17 protein-coding genes are annotated in these 17,705 nt (G+C 36.8%); 5 read left to right on the forward strand and 12 right to left on the reverse strand.

Annotated features, from left to right (window positions below):
- Position 1: 1 nt before the first annotated feature.
- Genes rbsD through AN957_RS13690 form a run of 3 tightly spaced genes read right to left on the reverse strand, consistent with a single transcriptional unit; the run spans position 2 to position 2,294 of the window.
- Entirely contained in the window at positions 2–397 is a 396-nt protein-coding gene (gene rbsD / locus AN957_RS13680; protein WP_053476043.1) for a D-ribose pyranase, read from the reverse strand.
- Positions 394–1,302: a ribokinase gene (gene rbsK, locus AN957_RS13685; protein WP_056687179.1), complete on the reverse strand. Its 909-nt coding sequence runs from the start codon at positions 1,300–1,302 to the stop codon at positions 394–396. The genes rbsD and rbsK overlap by 4 nt, the downstream gene beginning before the upstream one ends.
- A gap of 5 nt (positions 1,303–1,307) precedes the next feature.
- Complete coding sequence (locus AN957_RS13690; protein WP_056684672.1) at positions 1,308–2,294, reverse strand: LacI family DNA-binding transcriptional regulator; 987 nt, start codon at positions 2,292–2,294, stop codon at positions 1,308–1,310.
- 359 nt (positions 2,295–2,653) lie between these two features.
- On the opposite strand from AN957_RS13690, the gene AN957_RS13695 reads away from it, so the two are divergent.
- A complete protein-coding gene (locus tag AN957_RS13695) occupies positions 2,654–3,274 on the forward strand; it encodes a DUF3298 and DUF4163 domain-containing protein (RefSeq protein ID WP_075209148.1) in 621 nt (206 codons plus the stop codon).
- Between the two features lie 37 nt (positions 3,275–3,311).
- Here the strand turns inward: AN957_RS13695 and AN957_RS13700 are convergent, their stop codons facing one another.
- The 6 genes from AN957_RS13700 to AN957_RS13725 form a co-directional block, all read right to left on the reverse strand.
- Positions 3,312–4,277: a 2-hydroxyacid dehydrogenase gene (locus AN957_RS13700; RefSeq protein WP_056687183.1), complete on the reverse strand. Its 966-nt coding sequence runs from the start codon at positions 4,275–4,277 to the stop codon at positions 3,312–3,314.
- Positions 4,278–4,299: 22 nt separating this feature from the next.
- On the reverse strand, positions 4,300–5,433 hold the full coding sequence (locus tag AN957_RS13705; RefSeq protein WP_056684676.1) for a glycerate kinase: 1,134 nt from the start codon (positions 5,431–5,433) through the stop codon (positions 4,300–4,302).
- A 68-nt stretch (positions 5,434–5,501) separates the two neighbouring features.
- Complete coding sequence (locus AN957_RS13710) at positions 5,502–6,431, reverse strand: D-2-hydroxyacid dehydrogenase (protein WP_056684680.1); 930 nt, start codon at positions 6,429–6,431, stop codon at positions 5,502–5,504.
- 118 nt (positions 6,432–6,549) lie between these two features.
- Positions 6,550–8,217, reverse strand: coding sequence for a ribonuclease J (locus tag AN957_RS13715; RefSeq protein WP_056684683.1), 1,668 nt, complete (start codon positions 8,215–8,217; stop codon positions 6,550–6,552).
- A gap of 118 nt (positions 8,218–8,335) precedes the next feature.
- Complete coding sequence (locus AN957_RS13720; RefSeq protein ID WP_231690070.1) at positions 8,336–8,875, reverse strand: putative ABC transporter permease; 540 nt, start codon at positions 8,873–8,875, stop codon at positions 8,336–8,338.
- 138 nt (positions 8,876–9,013) lie between these two features.
- On the reverse strand, positions 9,014–10,243 hold the full coding sequence (locus AN957_RS13725) for a DUF438 domain-containing protein (RefSeq protein ID WP_056684686.1): 1,230 nt from the start codon (positions 10,241–10,243) through the stop codon (positions 9,014–9,016).
- A 218-nt stretch (positions 10,244–10,461) separates the two neighbouring features.
- Between AN957_RS13725 and AN957_RS13730 the strand changes: the two genes are divergently transcribed.
- On the forward strand, positions 10,462–10,899 hold the full coding sequence (locus tag AN957_RS13730) for a DUF6376 family protein (protein WP_053476050.1): 438 nt from the start codon (positions 10,462–10,464) through the stop codon (positions 10,897–10,899).
- Between the two features lie 38 nt (positions 10,900–10,937).
- Here AN957_RS13730 and AN957_RS13735 read toward each other — a convergent pair whose 3' ends face one another.
- Positions 10,938–12,890 (reverse strand): GTP-binding protein, encoded by a 1,953-nt coding sequence (locus AN957_RS13735; RefSeq protein WP_056684688.1) that lies wholly within the window; start codon positions 12,888–12,890, stop codon positions 10,938–10,940.
- A 147-nt stretch (positions 12,891–13,037) separates the two neighbouring features.
- Here AN957_RS13735 and AN957_RS13740 point away from each other — a divergent pair, with 147 nt between their 5' ends.
- Entirely contained in the window at positions 13,038–13,541 is a 504-nt protein-coding gene (locus AN957_RS13740; RefSeq protein WP_053476052.1) for a DinB family protein, read from the forward strand.
- Positions 13,542–13,825: 284 nt separating this feature from the next.
- Here AN957_RS13740 and AN957_RS13745 read toward each other — a convergent pair whose 3' ends face one another.
- Both AN957_RS13745 and AN957_RS13750 read right to left on the reverse strand, forming a co-directional pair.
- Complete coding sequence (locus AN957_RS13745; RefSeq protein WP_053476053.1) at positions 13,826–14,761, reverse strand: SDR family NAD(P)-dependent oxidoreductase; 936 nt, start codon at positions 14,759–14,761, stop codon at positions 13,826–13,828.
- Between the two features lie 93 nt (positions 14,762–14,854).
- Positions 14,855–15,427 (reverse strand): TetR/AcrR family transcriptional regulator, encoded by a 573-nt coding sequence (locus AN957_RS13750; protein ID WP_053476054.1) that lies wholly within the window; start codon positions 15,425–15,427, stop codon positions 14,855–14,857.
- A 195-nt stretch (positions 15,428–15,622) separates the two neighbouring features.
- Here AN957_RS13750 and AN957_RS13755 point away from each other — a divergent pair, with 195 nt between their 5' ends.
- Positions 15,623–16,393, forward strand: a complete 771-nt coding sequence (locus tag AN957_RS13755; protein ID WP_053476055.1) for a hypothetical protein — start codon at positions 15,623–15,625, stop codon at positions 16,391–16,393.
- Positions 16,394–16,501: 108 nt separating this feature from the next.
- On the forward strand, positions 16,502–17,623 hold the full coding sequence (locus AN957_RS13760; RefSeq protein ID WP_053476056.1) for a glycosyl hydrolase family 18 protein: 1,122 nt from the start codon (positions 16,502–16,504) through the stop codon (positions 17,621–17,623).
- Positions 17,624–17,705 lie beyond the last annotated feature (82 nt).

Consider the following 17,705-nt stretch of genomic DNA (forward strand, 5'->3'; position numbering starts at 1 on the left):
ATTAGAAAATCACTCCTGCATGTAAAATAATGTTTGCATATGGAGTTACTTCACCCGTTCGGATGACTGCTTTTGCCTTTTTTGTTTGTGCTTTAAATTCTTCGTGGGAAATATAATCTATTGATACATCTTTAAGAATAGAGGTAACCTTCTCATCGATTTGTTTGTTTTGCTCCTTAATTTCAACAGCAAGTGTTGCTTTTTCAACTGCCATATCTTCAAGCAATGTTTCTAGCGTATCAATGAAACTAGGGTCTCCCTGTTTTAATGCTAAATCGATTCGAATCGTTTCATCTGGAATAGGAAGTCCACAATCTGCAATAACGATCGTATCGGTATGGCCAAGTCGCGAAAGCACTTCAGATATATGACTATTTAATATCCCTAATTTTTTCATTTTCTCTTTTCCCCTCTTAGCTGCAGGAATTCCTCTACCTCCTGGAGGGTAGGCATTCCGCCTTGAGCACCAAATTTTGTTACGGATAAGGCAGCGGCAGCGTTAGCGAAATGGCAGGCTTCTTCTAGCTCATAACCGATGCTTAAGCAATAAGCAAGTGCGCCATTAAACGTATCACCTGCACCTGTTGTGTCCACGACATCCACGTTGAAACTAGGAATTTGGAGTTCATTCCGCTTCAAAATGGAAACACCTTTTGAACCTTTTGTAACAATGCACTTTTTAATAATTTCTTTTCTTTCTTCGTCTGTCCAATCAGAAGAAGTCAGCAGCATTTCTTGTTCATGCTCATTTGGTGTAATATAGTCAATTTTAGATAGAAGTTCTTTTGATAAAAGCTGAATCGGTGCTGGATTTAAAATGATTGTTGCATTATGCTTGCTGGCAATTTCGACCGCTTTCTCAACTGTTTCTATTGGTATTTCCAGCTGAAGTAAAACAACATCACTTTCTGCAATGATTTTTTCTAATCTTTCGATATAAACAGGTGTGACATGATAGTTGGCTCCCGGAACGACGATGATACTGTTATCTCCATCAAAAACGGTTATAGTAGCTGTGCCGGTTGAAGTTTCTGTAACCGGTTCCACATTTTGCACATCTATTCCTTGGTTATTCAAATGCTGTTTTAACTCTTTGCCAAATGTATCTCTTCCGACACACCCGATTATGCTTACATCTGCGCCTAATCTTGCAGCAGCAACTGCCTGATTTGCCCCTTTGCCACCGGGGATGGTGTGAAACGCTTTTCCTAAAACCGTTTCACCCATTTTTGGAAGGATATTTGTACTTGTTACAATATCCATATTAATACTGCCGATGACAGTGATTTTCTTTTTTGTCATCATTTTCACCTCAAGACCTTAGTTGATTGACCTATTTTTAAAGATACTTTAAATTCTTGCTGTGCAGGATTTACAGCTTTTCCTTCAATCATATTTAGTAAAAGTTTAGCTGCTGACTCCCCTAATTCATATATAGGCTGTGCCATCGTTGTAATTTCTGGACTTGTTAGTTCACAAAGCTGAATGCCATCAAAACCAATCAATGAAAGATCTTGTGGAATTCTTATTCCCATTTGTGTTGCGGCTTTCAATACACCTAAAGCCATATAATCATTCCCTGAAAAGATTCCATCAATATCACGGTGCTTGGATAATAGTACCATCGTCGCCTTTGCAGTTTCTAGTACGTTATAATTTCCATTTATAATAAATTCCTCACTAAACCAAGGCTCATTACATACTTCACTTAAATAGCCTTTATAACGTTCGTCAGCGTTAATAACACTTACTGGACCTCGAACATGGGCAATTTTTTTGCATCCAATCGCTTTTAGGTATTGTACCGCTTCCTTTGCTCCTTCATAATTGTTGACCGAAACAGATGGAATACTTTGATGAATGGGACGGTCAAGCGAAACGATTGGGATATTATTTTTCTCAATATAGTTCGGTGCAAGTGTACTCGTAACAATAATGACACCGTCTACATATTTTTGCTTCATGACATCAAAATATTTTTTTTCCTTATCCTCATGTTCGTCTGAATTGCAAAGGATTAATGTATAATCATTGTTATTTAAAACATCTTCAATTGCTCTAGCGATTTCTGGAAAAAACGGGTTTTTAATATCAGGTACGATGAGAGCAATTGTTTTAGATTGTTTTTTAAAAAGGCTCCTAGCAACCGCATTCGGTTTATAGTCCAATTTCTCTATGGCCTTTAAAACTTTTTTTCGCGTATCCTCATTTACATAGCCATTATTATTTAACACTCTTGAAACAGTAGCAACAGATACATTTGCTTCGTTTGCTACATCTTTAATTGTGCTCACATCATACCCTCTTTCTAACATGTAACCGGTTACACATCAAAATAAAAAAATAGTTTCTATAAAAGATAAAGAAAAACTTAGTATTTGCTAATTTCTGAATGTTTAATATTAACTAATAGGTAATCGCTTTCAAATAGTATGAAAAAAATCTTACCTTCTATACATTTGCATAGCATAGGTAACTTTAATTGAATTTTAATTGCTTAAAAAGTATTTGTCAATAAATTAATAGAGGAATTGAGAATAGAAATTCCTATGATTCTCATTCTATTCCCTTCACTGCTTACTAGATTTTTCTACATTCACCCATTTATTCATTTGGAATAAGATAGTTAAAAATGTTTAAAGGATGGAGTAGTATGCCGATTTCGTTCCCTGTAAGTATTAGAACAGAAAAGATAAGTGGTGGTAAAGATAAAAATATTTATTACCCTCAAGTGTTTAAAATGAAGAATGTACAATTAGAACAAAATATTAACCAAAAGATTGTTCATCAGACCCAACTACTTGTTAATGAATTAGTTGGTGGAGATCCATCATCCGTCGTTGAAATAATCGGTTCTTATGAAATAAAAAATAACCAGCGGGAAGTTCTTAGCCTATCACTTTCAAATTATACGTACCATTATCATGCAGCACATGGCATGACGATTATTAAATCATTAACATTTGATTTAAATGAAGGAAAGCTTTGTACACTTAAGGATTTATTTAAGCCGGGCAGCAATTATGCAAAAAGGCTAACTGATTTGATAGAAAAGCAAATTAAACAACGAGATATCGAGCTTCTTAATCCATTAACTGAAATTAAGCCAAATCAAGACTTTTACATTGCAGATAAAGCACTTGTCATCTATTTTCAGCTTTATGAAATAACGCCTTATGTATTTGGCTTCCCAATGTTCCCAATTTCCGTCTATGATCTGCAGGATATCATTGATGAAAATGGTCCGCTGGGCAGGATGGCAGAGAACAATTAAAGTGAATAGAAGACAATCTTCTTATAAATAGCAGCTGTTACTTATTCACAACATTCTTTGGAATATCTCCATTTAACACAAGGAGAAGATTATCTGCAGCAACTTCTGCCATTTTCATTCGCGTAGCGATGCTGGCACTTCCTATGTGGGGAAGTGTCACTACGTTTGGTAATGTAAGCAATGGGTGATCTAATGAGACAGGCTCCATTTCAAAAACGTCAAGACCTGCAGCCCAAATTTCTCCATCAGCAAGCGCTTGATATAGGTCGTTTTCGTTCACAATTCCTCCGCGTGCAGTGTTTATCAAAATGGCTGTATCCTTCATTAATAGAAACTGCTCCTTCTGAATCATGTAATGTGTTTCGGGTGTATAAGGAGTCATGATACAAACAAAATCAGATTTTTTTAATAAGTCCTCTAATGTTGTATACTGTAATCCTAATTCCTTCTCAGCCTGAAGCTTTCTGTTTCGATTATGATAAAGGATATTCATATTGAATCCCTTTGCTCTCCTTGCTAGTGCTTCTCCAATTCTCCCTAAGCCAATAATCCCAATTGTGGAATTAAATATATCTTGACCAGTAAGCTGCATTGGAGACCAAGTCTCCCATTTTCCCTCCCGCATATAGGATGACGCTTCTGGAATCCTTCTTGCAGTAGCCATTAAAAGAGCAAATGTCAGGTCAGCGGTAGTTTCTGTTAACACACCTGGTGTATTAGTAACGATAATCCCTTTCTTGGAGGCTGCTTCAATATCAATATTGTTATATCCTACTGCCATATTGCTTATTACTTTTAGCTTTGTGGCGTTAATTAGTAATTCTTTATTAATTGTTTCAGTTAATAAGCAAAATAATCCATCTATCTCAGCAATTTTTTCTTCTAATACTTTCTGTGGAACTGGTATATCTTCATGCTCCCAAATAGATACATCGAAGCTTTTCTCTAGTTGATTTATGATTGGGATAGGTATTTTTCTAGTTATAAATATTTTCGGCTTCAACATGATTTCCTCCATGAAATTTTTATGTGAGAGCGCTAAGAAAACGCATAATTTGCTCCGTTCGTTCTATCGTCCACTTTGATGAATTCGCCATGGCAGTTTCAAGTGAACAAGGACCAGGTACAATTGAAAATGCACTGCTAATGCCCAGTTCGTTCATTTGATATTCATCTAGAAGTAAGCTGCCACATAGTGCAATTACTGGAATATGATGCTTTTTTGCTATTTTACTAACCCCTGTGATTACTTTTCCAGAGAGTGTCTGGCTATCTAGTTTTCCCTCACCTGTAATGATGAGGTCTGCCCCTTTTATTTTCTCTTCAAATTGAATAGCCCCCATTACAACTTCTATTCCAGATCGTATCGAAGAACGGAAAAAGGCTGTTAAGGCTGCACCAGTTCCTCCAGCTGCTCCTCCGCCAACAATCTTGCAGAGATTCATATTTTTTTGCTTCTGAACAATTTTACTATAATGAAATAATGCTTGATCCAATTTCATTACGTCACTTGCAGAAGCGCCCTTTTGCGGACCAAAAATTGTTGAAGCCCCATTCGGACCACATAAAGGATTCGTTACATCACTTGCAATTAAAATGGATGACTCTTTAATTCGCGAATCTATACCTGAATCATCTATAAATGCCAAGTTTATTAAAGCTGCTCCGCCTTCAGCTAGTTCAAGCCCATCATTTGAGTAAAATCTTACCCCTAATGCTTTCAACAACCCGGTGCCTCCATCATTTGTTGCACTTCCACCGAGACCAATAATAAACTTGCGATAGTTTCTATCGAGTGCGTGCTTGATTAGCTCACCAGTTCCATAACTTGTTGCCAGCAATGGATTTCTTTCCTCTCTCGATAAGAGTGTAAGACCAGAAGCTTGAGCCATTTCAATAACCGCAGTTTCTTGATCCCCTAATAAACCGATTGTTGCCAATACGGGTGTTCCTATTGGTCCCTTAACTTCAAATTCTATGAAGGAACCTCCAGAAGAATAGACGAGATTCTCCATTGTCCCTTCTCCGCCGTCAGCTAAAGGAACTTCTATTACTTCTGCCTTTGGGAAAACACGATGCACACCAGCTTTCACAGATGTACAAATATCTCGTGCGGAGATGGCTCCTTTAAAAGAATCAGGTGCGATGACTATTTTCACTGAAGCACCTCCAATATTAAACTCGAATATTTTATCTTTCTGCTTACAATATATCACAAACTAGTAAATTAATACCCCTTTGAAAAATCAACTTGATTAAGCAATTTTTCGTTTTTTTCAATTTTACGTAATGTGTCAAAAAAGTATGAAATCGCTTCATTCAGATCCGTAACTGCTGAAATATGTGGGGTGATAATAATATCGTCTCTTAACCATAATGTTGAGTCATCTGGAAGGGGTTCAGTAGTAAGTACGTCTAATACTGCGTACCTTATTTTACCTGCATTCAAACCTTCAATCAGTGCTTTTTCATCAACTGTTGCACCCCTGCCGACATTGATAAAAGCAGCCCCATTAAAGTTGCTAAATAACTCGTTATCAAAAAGTTTATTTGTTTCCTTTGTCAAAGGCAGTGTGCTTATTATCCAATCTGCAAGTGTTAGCAATGGACCCGAAGAAGTAGTTTTCGTGACTTCTTTAAAAAAATCTTTTTGCTTTCCACTTTGAGATACGCCGTAAACCTTTGCACCAAACTGATCAAATGTCTTTGCAACTTCTTGTCCAATTTCTCCCGATCCAAAAATAACAATTGTTAGATCCTTCACCATTTTTGGCGTCTTTGGAGCCCACTCCTTTTGACTCTGTTTTTCCTTAAAATACTTATGAAATTGGAGGTCTCTTAACACATAGCTTAGGCAATACTCACTAATTCTTTCACCAAAAGAACAAAAGGTACGAGTAAGTAGGGTATTTTCCTTCCATCCATCAATCTCTAAAAAGTTATTTACACCTGCATTAAAGGAATGAACCCATTTCAAATTTGATGGATTGAAGCCAGGACACGGTTTAGACCCAATATATGCTTCTGCCCACGATAAATCTTCTAATGTGATTTCATCAACAGGAATAAATCGGAAATGTTGAGATTCTTCATTTGTTAATTGTTTTTGAAAAAGTTCTTCATATTCTCCGGCCACAAGTATATTTTTAATGTCCATTAGAATTCCTCCAGATTATTATTCGCGAAATAAGGCACAGCAAGCAGGTTTTTACCGCTCGTTGTGCCTTATTTTATCGTATTTAACTATTTACGGGAAAATTATTGGTTTTTCAAATTTAAATATCCATCAAGATAGGAACAATCATTGGCTCCTTTCTCGTACCTTCTTTTACATATTGTGCAACAGACCTTTTTAATTGTTTTTTTATGACATTCCATGAATATCTATTTGCTTCATGTAGCTCATTGATTGTTTCAATCGTCATTTGTTTCATTCCTTTTCGGAGTTCAGAGAAATTCTGATCGACAAATCCTCGAGAAATAATTTCAGGTTCGGATAGTAGTTTTCCTTCCTGTTTATTCATCGGTATAATAATTATGAGCATTCCTTCCTCTGAAATTTGTTTACGGTCCCGTAATACAAATTCCATTTTCCCTATATCCACTCCGTCAACATATGTGTTCCCACTCGGGATGTTTCTCGTACTACGGGCAATAGCATTTTCTATATCTACAACATCACCATTTCTTAAGATAAAAGTATGGCCTTTTTCTACACCTACTGATTCTGCAAGCATCCGGTGATGATGCAGCATTCGATATTCCCCATGAATAGGAATAAAGTATTTCGGCTTCATAAGAGTTAGCATGAGCCTTAAATCTTCTTGATACCCATGACCTGAAACATGTATTCCTGAACTACTTCCAGATCCATAAATAACATGAGCTCCAAGTTTATATAAGTTGTCGACAATACTACTTACATTCCTTTCGTTCCCAGGGATTGGACCTGCTGCAATGATAACCGTATCTTCGGATAAAATCTCTACATCACGAAAGTTTCCAGTGGACAGACGACTAAGGGCTGCCATGGACTCTCCTTGACTCCCAGTGCATAAAATAGTCACCATTTCTGGAGGCAAGCCATTAATTTCACGAGCTTCAATTAACATACCATTAGGAATGGTTAAGTAGCCACGTTCCATCGCCACACCTACTACATTCACCATCGACCGACCAAGTAATGCTATTTTTCGCTCCGTTTTCTCCGCAGCATTGACAACCTGTTGAATACGGCTAACATTTGAAGCGAAAGTAGATACAATCACCTTTCGTCTCGCCCTAATAAAAATCTGATCTAAATTTTCACCTACCATTTGTTCGGAAGGAGTATAGCCAGTTCGCTCAGCATTGGTACTTTCCGATAAAAGGAGGAGTAAACCTTTATTCCCGAATTCAGCCATTTTGTGAATTTCTGGACGCTCATTATTCGCAGGGGTCCAATCAAACTTGAAGTCCCCAGTATGTACAATCGTTCCTTCAGGAGTATTGAATACAATCCCTAAACAATCGGGAATACTATGATTTACTTTGAAAAAGTTAATATTCATTTCACCGATTTGGACGACCGAATCTGAATTAATTTCAATCAGTTCACTTTCTCGTAAAAAACGATGTTCCCTTAATTTGAGTTCAATTAGTCCCAATGTGAATCGTGTCGCATATACTGGCACATTTACTTCTTTTAAGAAGAAAGGGACTCCCCCAATATGATCTTCATGGCCATGTGTAACAATTAAGCCACGCACTCGATCTTTATTTTCGATAATGTAAGAAAAATCGGGGATAATTAAATCAATCCCTAACAAACTTTCATCAGGAAACTTATTTCCACAATCGATAATTATAATATCATTTCCATATTCAATGACATACATATTTTTTCCGATTTCATTTAAGCCGCCAAGGGAAAAAACAGATATTACATTCCCTTTTATCCCCATTTGAATTCCTCCTAATATCAATTTGCTTTAGTATTTCCATGATTTTTGTTTTTATCTGCGAGCACAATATGGGACGGTTCTTTTGTTTACAAGAAAACGAGAGAGCCGTCCCCGTGTATTAGTGACTAATTGAATGAGCGAGCGTAGTATGCCTGCGAATGGCAGCAACGAATTCTACAAAAAAGTAAAATAACGTGATTGGCCAAAGGAAATTCCATATCAGACCAATACCTTCGTAGGAGGTAAGAACGACAGGATGGATTATCTTTAAACAGAATAAGGACAACACAACCCAGCAGACTGAAAAAGGAAGACAAATATGGCCGTGCAGCTGAAGTGGGAGGTTTGAATAATCCCACCATTGCCGATTAAAAATCTTTTGCAGCAGCATCCCACTTGCATATTCAACAATAGTTGGGATTAGGAAGCATAGAAGAATGGCAATCATCCAATTTGTTTCAGGTGTGACGAAATAAACCAATAACAAAGGTGCAAAGCCATACATCGGTTTAAAAGGACCAATGAGAAAGTTGGGTTTGAAAAATTTGCGGTTGGTAATGAGGTTATAACAATTCTCCAACAGCCATCCAAAAAGTGAATAAATGGTAAAAAAATACATAGCCATACCTGCTTCTTTTATGAAAATCATGCTAGTCATTTTGCTTACAACCTCCATATTCATTATACTTACTATAGGTTTTGCAAACTAAATAACAGGTATACAACTATTTAGCTCTTTTGTGATTTTTTAACAGCAAAAAATCACCTAGTACAAAAACTGTACTAGGTGATTTTACTAAGATAAGATTCGTTTTTCCCCGTTGATTGCCTGAATCGGGTCAATATTTTGAGTGAATTCGAGTGTACCCACATATTCCCCGCTTTCATCCCTGACAGCGAAGTAGCGAATGTATACATATTTATCTCGGAACTTTATATAGAAATCTTCATGTTCCTTTCTGCCGGCTTTAAAGTCTGCTAATAGCTCCTCTACTACATGAACACTTCTAGGCGGATGGCAGTTTTGTACGGTACGTCCAATGACTGCTTTTGTTCTTGCAAAGATTCGTTCTTTTCCATGTGAGAAGTAGCGAACGACATCATCCTGATCAATGAATGTAATATCAACAGGCAGATGATTTAAAAGCAGCTCCAGTTGTTTTAAGGATAATAAACCTGTTTCCATTTTTATATATCCATCAGAAATGGATTTCTCACTTATTTCATTTCTTTCAGGCTTCCACTCTCCAGCAGGGCCAGTTAAACAAAAGCCAATTTCATCACTTTCACGGGCAATCTTTACCCATTCATCCTCTGTTAAGTTTTGCAGGGCCATTGGGAACAGGATATTTTCTTCCCGATAAATCATATTAACGACTTCTTGAATTATAAAGCTGACGACTCCTGCAACAGCCTGCTTATCCCCATCATAATTTGTTAATTTTTGCTTTGCCTCTTTAATGGAATCTCGGATAAAATCATCAATTCTCCACATATTGTTGGTCGGCCCATAAATACCGTACTTTTCTAAATAAGGGAATATTAGATTTTCTTTTCGGCTGTAGTGCTTATCAATATCAAGTAAAAGATTGCAATCCTCTAGTAATTGGTAGACATTTTCTTCAGAATCATCCTGAATAAATTGCTCAAAATGGGCTTGAACCTTCGTTTTTATCAGCTTATCAATTTCTTTGTTTTCCAAAATAAATGTATGAACTGGATGACCAGGTTCATCTTCTGGATGCTTGGTTCGTGGAGTCTCTTCAATTGAATCTCTAAAAATCTCTGTATGCAAGGAATATAACCGCTGAATTTCTTCTACTGGCAGATCATTGTCAAGCATTTCTTCATGTTTAAGCTGAGAGATTTCTTCGACAGTCACCTTACCGATAAAGGCATCGAAGTGTGCTTTCACTTCCTTAATATTTTTTCCATTGTAAAGATCTTTAAATATTTGTCTTAAGATAGCCAGACGATCTGTATGGTTAGTGGATTGTAGTTCACGATTATTAATGAATTCACTCATTAAGATTCTCCTTCGCTTCATGGCATAATAAATACAAGTGATAATGTTTCTCATGAATAAAATACCATTAATCTAAATGAATGATTGTGATTCAAATCATGGTGAAGCAAAAATATCTGCTATTGTTTGCCTATAAGTAAGCGTAAGAATGAAACTTTATTAGTGTAGTTTCGTAATGTAATTGTAGAAGAACGAAAATAATTACGAGGAGAATCATTATGAAAAAACTTAATTTATTAATTGCTGTACTCGTATCCTTAATGTTAAGTGGCTGTTCGTTCTTAGGAGAAGTCAATGATTCCTTAGATTATGCCAATAAGGCGACAGATCATATAAATACATTAAGTAATTTTGCTGAAACTGCACCGCAGATGATACAAGATGCTGCTACAAATGGAGAAGCGAAAGAGGAACTAGAGAATCAATTAAAAACTCTCATAGAAAAAATGGAAAAATTTAATGCTATTGATCCTCCATCCATTGCTGAAGATATCCACCAACAGCTTGTTGAAAAGAATGAGATAATTATTGAGGAAATGAATCAAGTGATGGCCGATGGTGAAATTTTATTAGATAAAATTGAATCCACAGAGATATTTACAACGATCAATGAGATTACTACATTATTAAATCAATTGAAAGAATTAGGTTTATAAGCGAGCTCCACCAATTGGTGAAGCTCTTTTTTGACCTTTTACAAACAATGCATTTCCTTTTCCGCTTCGTCCCATGGGACTGAATAACCTTGTCCCTTTGAACAAAAAATGGAGGAAGAAGTGTATGCTGGATCGGCATTTTTATTGTAAGCAATTCTTTCTATTATCTCTTTTTCATTATGACAGCGATCATAACCTGCAAATACAAGATTTATCGTTGCTTTTCCCTGTGTGAAAGAAGCAAGCTGAGTACTGTATGTCATAAAGGTTGCTACTGGTACTGTTCCTGTTAATATTGCTTTATTTCCTTCCGTTATAGGCGGATTGAATTTGCCAAATGCAGTTTGAATATCGGCTAATACGCGGCCCATCTGATCGATAGTTACTTTGATCTTAAACTCATATATAGGTTCTAGTAAATTGTTTGAAGCTTTTTCTAGGCCATGCCGTAATGCCCGAAATGTTGCCTCGCGAAAATCACCGCCAGATGTATGTTTATTATGGGCTAGCCCGGTTAGCAAAGTCACTTTCACATCAGTGAGAGGAGATCCAGTTAAAAGACCATTGTGTTCCCTTTCAAATAAATGCTGTTCAATTAAATTTTGATTTCCAATAGTCAAATCGTCCGCATGACAAGCATTACAGAAGGTAATTCCGCTATTTCTTTCGCCGGGCTCTAATTTGAGATGAACTTCAGCATAATGCCCTAAAGGTTCAAAATGACCGTATCCGATAACGGTCGAAACGATTGTTTCTCTGTATAGAATCTCCGGTTCCTCAAATGAAATGTTTAACTGAAATCGTTCCAAAACTACTTGCTCTAATACCTCTAGCTGAATCGTCCCCATGACATGGATATGTATTTGCTGCAGATTCTCTTCCCAAATGACATTTAATGATGGGTCTTCTGCATCTAAAATTTTGAAGAAACGCAATGCTTCTTTTATATTTACAGATGGTTCAAAAAGGACTTTTGATTTTAAGGCTGGCATCATTTCAAAATCAACGGTCTCTGTCTTTTCACCCATGCACCTCCCAACAGTTGTCATTGATAACCCAGTGACAGCGAAAAGTTCGCCAGCCTTAACATGATCGACTTTATTATATTTATTCCCGCCATATACTCGTATTTGAGTAATTTTTTCTGAAATCTCATTCTGACCATTCCAGTATCTTACCTCATCCCTTACTTTTAAACCGCCACTTAACGCTTTGATAAAAGAGATTCTTGCTCCGTTCTCATCATGACGAATTTTATAAACACGGCCTGAGAAGGCTTGCTCAGTTCTATAATTAGTAACTGTCAATTGATCAATCGCAGCTAGAAATTGTTCAATGCCAATATCCTGAAGCGCTGATCCGCTTGAACAAACGAAAGCTTGGTTTTGATATATCATTTTTTGTAGTGTTTTTAGCCATATATCCTTTTGATAGCCGGTTTCCATGTACAGTTCTAAAAGATTCTCATTACGCTCTGCCACAAATTCAATGAACTTCTCATCCATCTCACCATCATTAAAGGAGTCTGTTATCTCAAAAATATCCTTTGTTAAGTTTAATCTAATCTCCTCAAGCACGGCTTCAACATCTGCTCCTACGCGATCTGTCTTGTTGATAAAGAAAAATGTAGGCACTTGGTATTTTCTTAAAAGCGCCCAAACGGTTTCTGTGTGCCCTTCAATTCCTTCCACCGCACTAATGATAATGATGGCGTAATCCATCACTTGAATGGCTCGCTCCATTTCAGTAGAAAAGTCGACGTGGCCAGGTGTATCGATTAGATAATAATTGGAATTCCGATAGCTGAACATAGCTTGATCTGCAAAAACGGTGATCCCACGCTGACGTTCGATTTCATGGCTATCAAGAAAGGCATCCTTATGATCGACTCTTCCTCTTTGTTTAATACTCTTCGTATGATAAAGCAACTGTTCGGAAAATGTTGTTTTTCCGGCATCTACATGTGCCAGTATTCCAATCGTTTTGTTCATTTTGTGTCCTCTCTGCTTTGAAATCTTTCAATTCTATTATAACAAATGCTTTTTTCTTGTGAAAAATGTAAAAATCTCGTGAATAAGAAGGATTTAATATGTAAAAGAAGAATATGGAATAGTATTTAATTTAAGGAGGAATAAACATTGTATCATACAATTGAAGAATTTTTGAATGAATGGACTCATGAGGCGAATTTGACGCAAACGGTTTTAGAGCATCTAACAGATGAATCTTTATCATTGAGAGCTACCCCTGAGTATCGTTCGCTAGGCAGTCTTGCGTGGCATCTTGTAACATCCCTTCATGAGATGCTTTCCCGGACAGGACTTGATTTTGTTGGTGCCGAGCATGAGGCATTAGTTCCATCGAATGCTAAGGAAATAGCAGACAGCTACTTGATGGCAAGTGAAAATATGATTGCAGCAATGAAAAAACAATGGACAGATCAATCTTTAAATGAAATGGACGATATGTATGGAGAAAAATGGCCAAAAAGTCTTACATTATCAGTTCTGAACTCACACCAAATTCATCACAGAGGTCAATTAACCGTTTTAATGCGTCTAGCAGGGCTCAGAGTTCCTGGGATGTATGGTCCTTCTCGGGAAGAATGGGCAGATGCTGGAATGGAAGCTCCTACGAATTAACTCCTAATGAAATGAATCTGTCACAATATTTAACTTATGTATCTTAAAAATAACCGCTTTAGAAAAGAAGTTTGACTGGATTATTGAATTACTTCAAAGGGATAAGGAAAGTATTTTCTTTGTCCCTTTATCATTAATCGCCGTTGTACATCATGGTCTAAAGAAGCAATACCCGTATCAGAGGGAATTTAAAAAGGGTAAAATTCCTTGTATTAGAAATTCACCCTATTTTTTAATATATAAAACAAATTAATTCCTTCAACATCATATGTTAAAATTTTCCATTATACTTCCTTATTCATCCAATTTATTGTTTTCATAATTCCTTCTCTATACGTTGTCCGCGGTAAGTGCCCTATTTTTGCTTCATACTTCTTACCGCTTAAAATTACGGGATCCTCTGTTAAGTACATCATCTCTACCATCTCCCTCATAAATGGCTGAAACATTCCTAGGAAGAAAATCATTTTTTTTGACACGATTCTAATCGACTTTTTATATCCTAGTTCCTTACGCAAAATCTCAATAATTTCTTCTCCCGTTATCGGATGTGCTGATGGGATATTCCAGCATTGATTGTAAGTATCCTTTCTAGAAGCTAGCTCCACCACCGCCTGTGCACCGTCAAACGTATAAATGAACTCTCGAGCTACTTTGAGATCACCAACAAAATTTGCAGCTTTGTTTTGAATCACATTTTTGAGAGTTTCATGTAGGAGGGTACTTTCTGCGTTAGGTCCGTACAAATCTGGCAGATGGACAATTAAATAAGGAACGTTATTTCTCTTCAATGTTTGTTCCATTGCAAGCCTGATTTTTCCCTTTTTAGTATGTGGTTCTTTCTTTGCATCTTCATTTACTTCTGCTTTGGATTGCCTCCCATAAGCATAAATATTATCCACTAGAGCAATTTTTGCTTGCTGTATCTTCGCAACCCGAACCAAAATTTCCATGCACAATGGATGCTTCTTATCCCAATCTTGATAAGGAAAGCTCACTGCATGAAAGATTACATCCACACCATTTGCTGCCTCGAGTACCTCCTTTTCCACTAATACATCCCCTGAAAAAATAGTTACCCTTGATTCATGCTGATAAAGATCATGTAATTTTTCCTTTCCTCTAGCAAAAGCAACTACATCCACCCCACGATTATTCAATTCACGAACTAATGCATAGCCTATTCCACCTGACGCACCTAGTACTAATGCTTTCTCCATTAATAACTTCCTTTCCTAATTATTAACCACTGGTCAAATAATACAAAAAAATATATATGCAAACTCTAAACCAGAAAATGATTTAGAGTAGTTCTATCCATTTAATCCTTTTATTATAAAAATAACATGTGACTTAGCCGCCAGCTTCGCTTCGTCAAAATTTTTAACATATCCGCGGTAATGAGAAACAAAACCATGAAGTGCTATAAATGCAGACCATATATCTATTAATTCATGTTTTTTCGTGGACAAGGATTGGACTGTTTGGGCAAACTTTTGATAACTAAGGTTGGCTGCTGTTTGAGATAAACTATCTACCTCCGTATTTCTTACCATAAACATGATTTCATACTGGCTTTGGTGGTTTAAACCAAACTCAATAAAGCGAATAAAAACGTTATAGAGCTTTGTTGTGTTATCTTCAGGACCTTGAATGGATTCTTCCAATAAATTGTTTAGTTTAGAAAAGTCATCTTCTACAATTGCATAAAACAGTTCAGCTTTATTTTTAAAGTGGTAATAAATCGCACCATGACTGCAGTCTAGCAGTTTTGCAATGCTTCGCATGGAAACTTGCTGAAAACCTTGTTTGACAAACTGAGTTCGTGCTTTCTGTAAGATGATCTCTCTTGTCAGTTCTTGAGAAGTGGTTTTACGAGGAGACATCTTTTCAACTCCTTTATTGACCATTGGTTAATTATAAGTATAACATCTTTTTTTTCGCGGTAAAAGGTTATTTAAAGTAAATATAATTTTAACATGAAATTTAAAAAGTTTTGTACCCAATTCGAGCCTAAAGGGGTGGATATTTCTTTTATTAAAATCTAAAATGGTACAATAAGCATGAAAGGATGTGTAAGGATGGCGATTACATTACCGCATATTGAAGATGCAAACCGGACTACATATCTTCCGCCAAAGGGAGAGTTTGAACGTTTTACAGATGAATCCCACTATATTGAAAAGGTTCGTGAATGGGGATTATCAACTACAAAAGAAGTGAAGAAGGAATTCTGGTACAAGGAAAGAGATCATCAGCGCATTGTTAAGATTAAAGGATTTGAGACATATGGGCAAGCTGAAGAATTTAATACGGTCATAGTTGAATTTCAAGATGGAAACCTGAGCTGCATTCATCCAGCTTATCTAAAGGAAATGCAGGCATCAAGCTTTGGGAAGGTGTCATTCTCTGACGTTGCTGAACCATCCCCAGCACCGTCGAAAAAAAGCGAGCAGCCTAATGCCGCCAAACCAAAGGCTGTAAAAAAAGAGACGGCAACAAAGAAAGAAAAACAAACTAAAATTGAATTGCCTGAAGAAAAGGTCCATTTTACAGCGACGGTTAAGCAGTTTGCTTTAAGCTGGAATCATTTCAATGAAGAAAATGATGAAGTCGTCGTTTTCGAAAATATTGTGATCGAACAGGAAAATCCAATTAAAATTGGACTTGCCTGGTGTGCCCACTCTAAAACATTGAAGAAATTTGAACTTGCACCTGGTGAAAAACTTGAATTCGATGGGAAAATCGTGAAGAAAAAATTGCCTAATGGAAAAGATGTCGAAGAAGATTTTATTGTTACAAACCCAGTTTTATACAAGATCAATAACCCTTCCAAGTTAAAAAAAAGCTAAATGAACGTGGTCACGTTCATTTAGCTTTTTTGCTTAAAATTACCACCCCTTCCCTCTTCCCTTTTTTGTTACACTTTTAAAGTTGAAGGAATTTGGAGGGATGAATGGATGAAAAAATTATATCTGCTGCTTGCGATCATTCTAATTTTTTCAGGAGGATTTATAGCTGGCTCTTTTTTTTCTATGAAAAACAGCTCATCAATACCAAAAACTATCAGTCTAAACCCTCCGTCTTCGAAAGAATTAGAACAAAAGGCAGCACCAAAACTAGAGCAGATAGCATCAAAATTGCTGATTGGCTATGTTCAGGATTTTCGGGATCCGTCTGTAGTGAACTACAGTCAATTAACACATGTGATCTTTTCATTTGCCCATCCGACGAAAGATGGAAGGCTTTTATTTAACGGAGATACCGCTCTTAACAATTTACGCGCAATGGTTACAAAAGCCCATCAAAACAAAACAAAGGCAATACTTGCCATCGGGGGCTGGTTCCATATAAATGGCGGTGAGTCATATGATTATTTTAAATCTGCGATTGCGAGCCCTGATGCACGGACAAAGCTCGTTAATGAACTGATGAATCTGGTAGCGACTGAGAATTTAGATGGCATTGATATCGATTTTGAACATCCGCGTTCAAAGAAAGATGCAGAGGACCTCAATGCTTTTACCCAAGAATTAAGCTCAAAGCTTCACCCTCAAGGAAAGGAACTTTCCATTGCAGTACACTCAAAGATTCATAGTGTAACTGGAACTGAGCTTGGATTTGTCGTTTATGAGCCCACTATGTTTCAGTATGTTGATCATGTAAACATTATGGCATATGACGGCCAATGGGATGGCGGATATAATGCAGCTAATTTATCCCCCTATCCGTTTACAGAGAATATCGTAAACTATTGGACTGCTCTTTTTGATAGACACAATCTATCGAAGGAAAAGCTTGTCCTTGGAGTTCCTTTTTATGCACAGCCAGAGGATCCAAATAGTAAACAAGTTTCCTATGAGGCTCTTATTAATAATAATCCTGACAATGCAGGAAGAGATTCTGTAAGCTTGAATGGGACAACCTATCATTATAATGGAGAAAAAACGATTCAAAGGAAAACGAAACTCGCACTTGATCATGGTTTTGGGGGCATGATGATGTGGGAAGTGGGACTAGATGCAAAGGATGCTTATAGTTTGACAGCAGCTATCTCTGAAGAAATGAAGGAAATCAAGTAATCAAGACACTTTACTCCTTTATTATGCAGGGGGAGAAAAACTATATAAGCTATGAAATAATTTGGAGTCAGGTACGGACACG

The organism is Cytobacillus solani (assembly GCF_001420595.1).
Lineage (GTDB): Bacteria > Bacillota > Bacilli > Bacillales > Cytobacillaceae > Cytobacillus > Cytobacillus solani.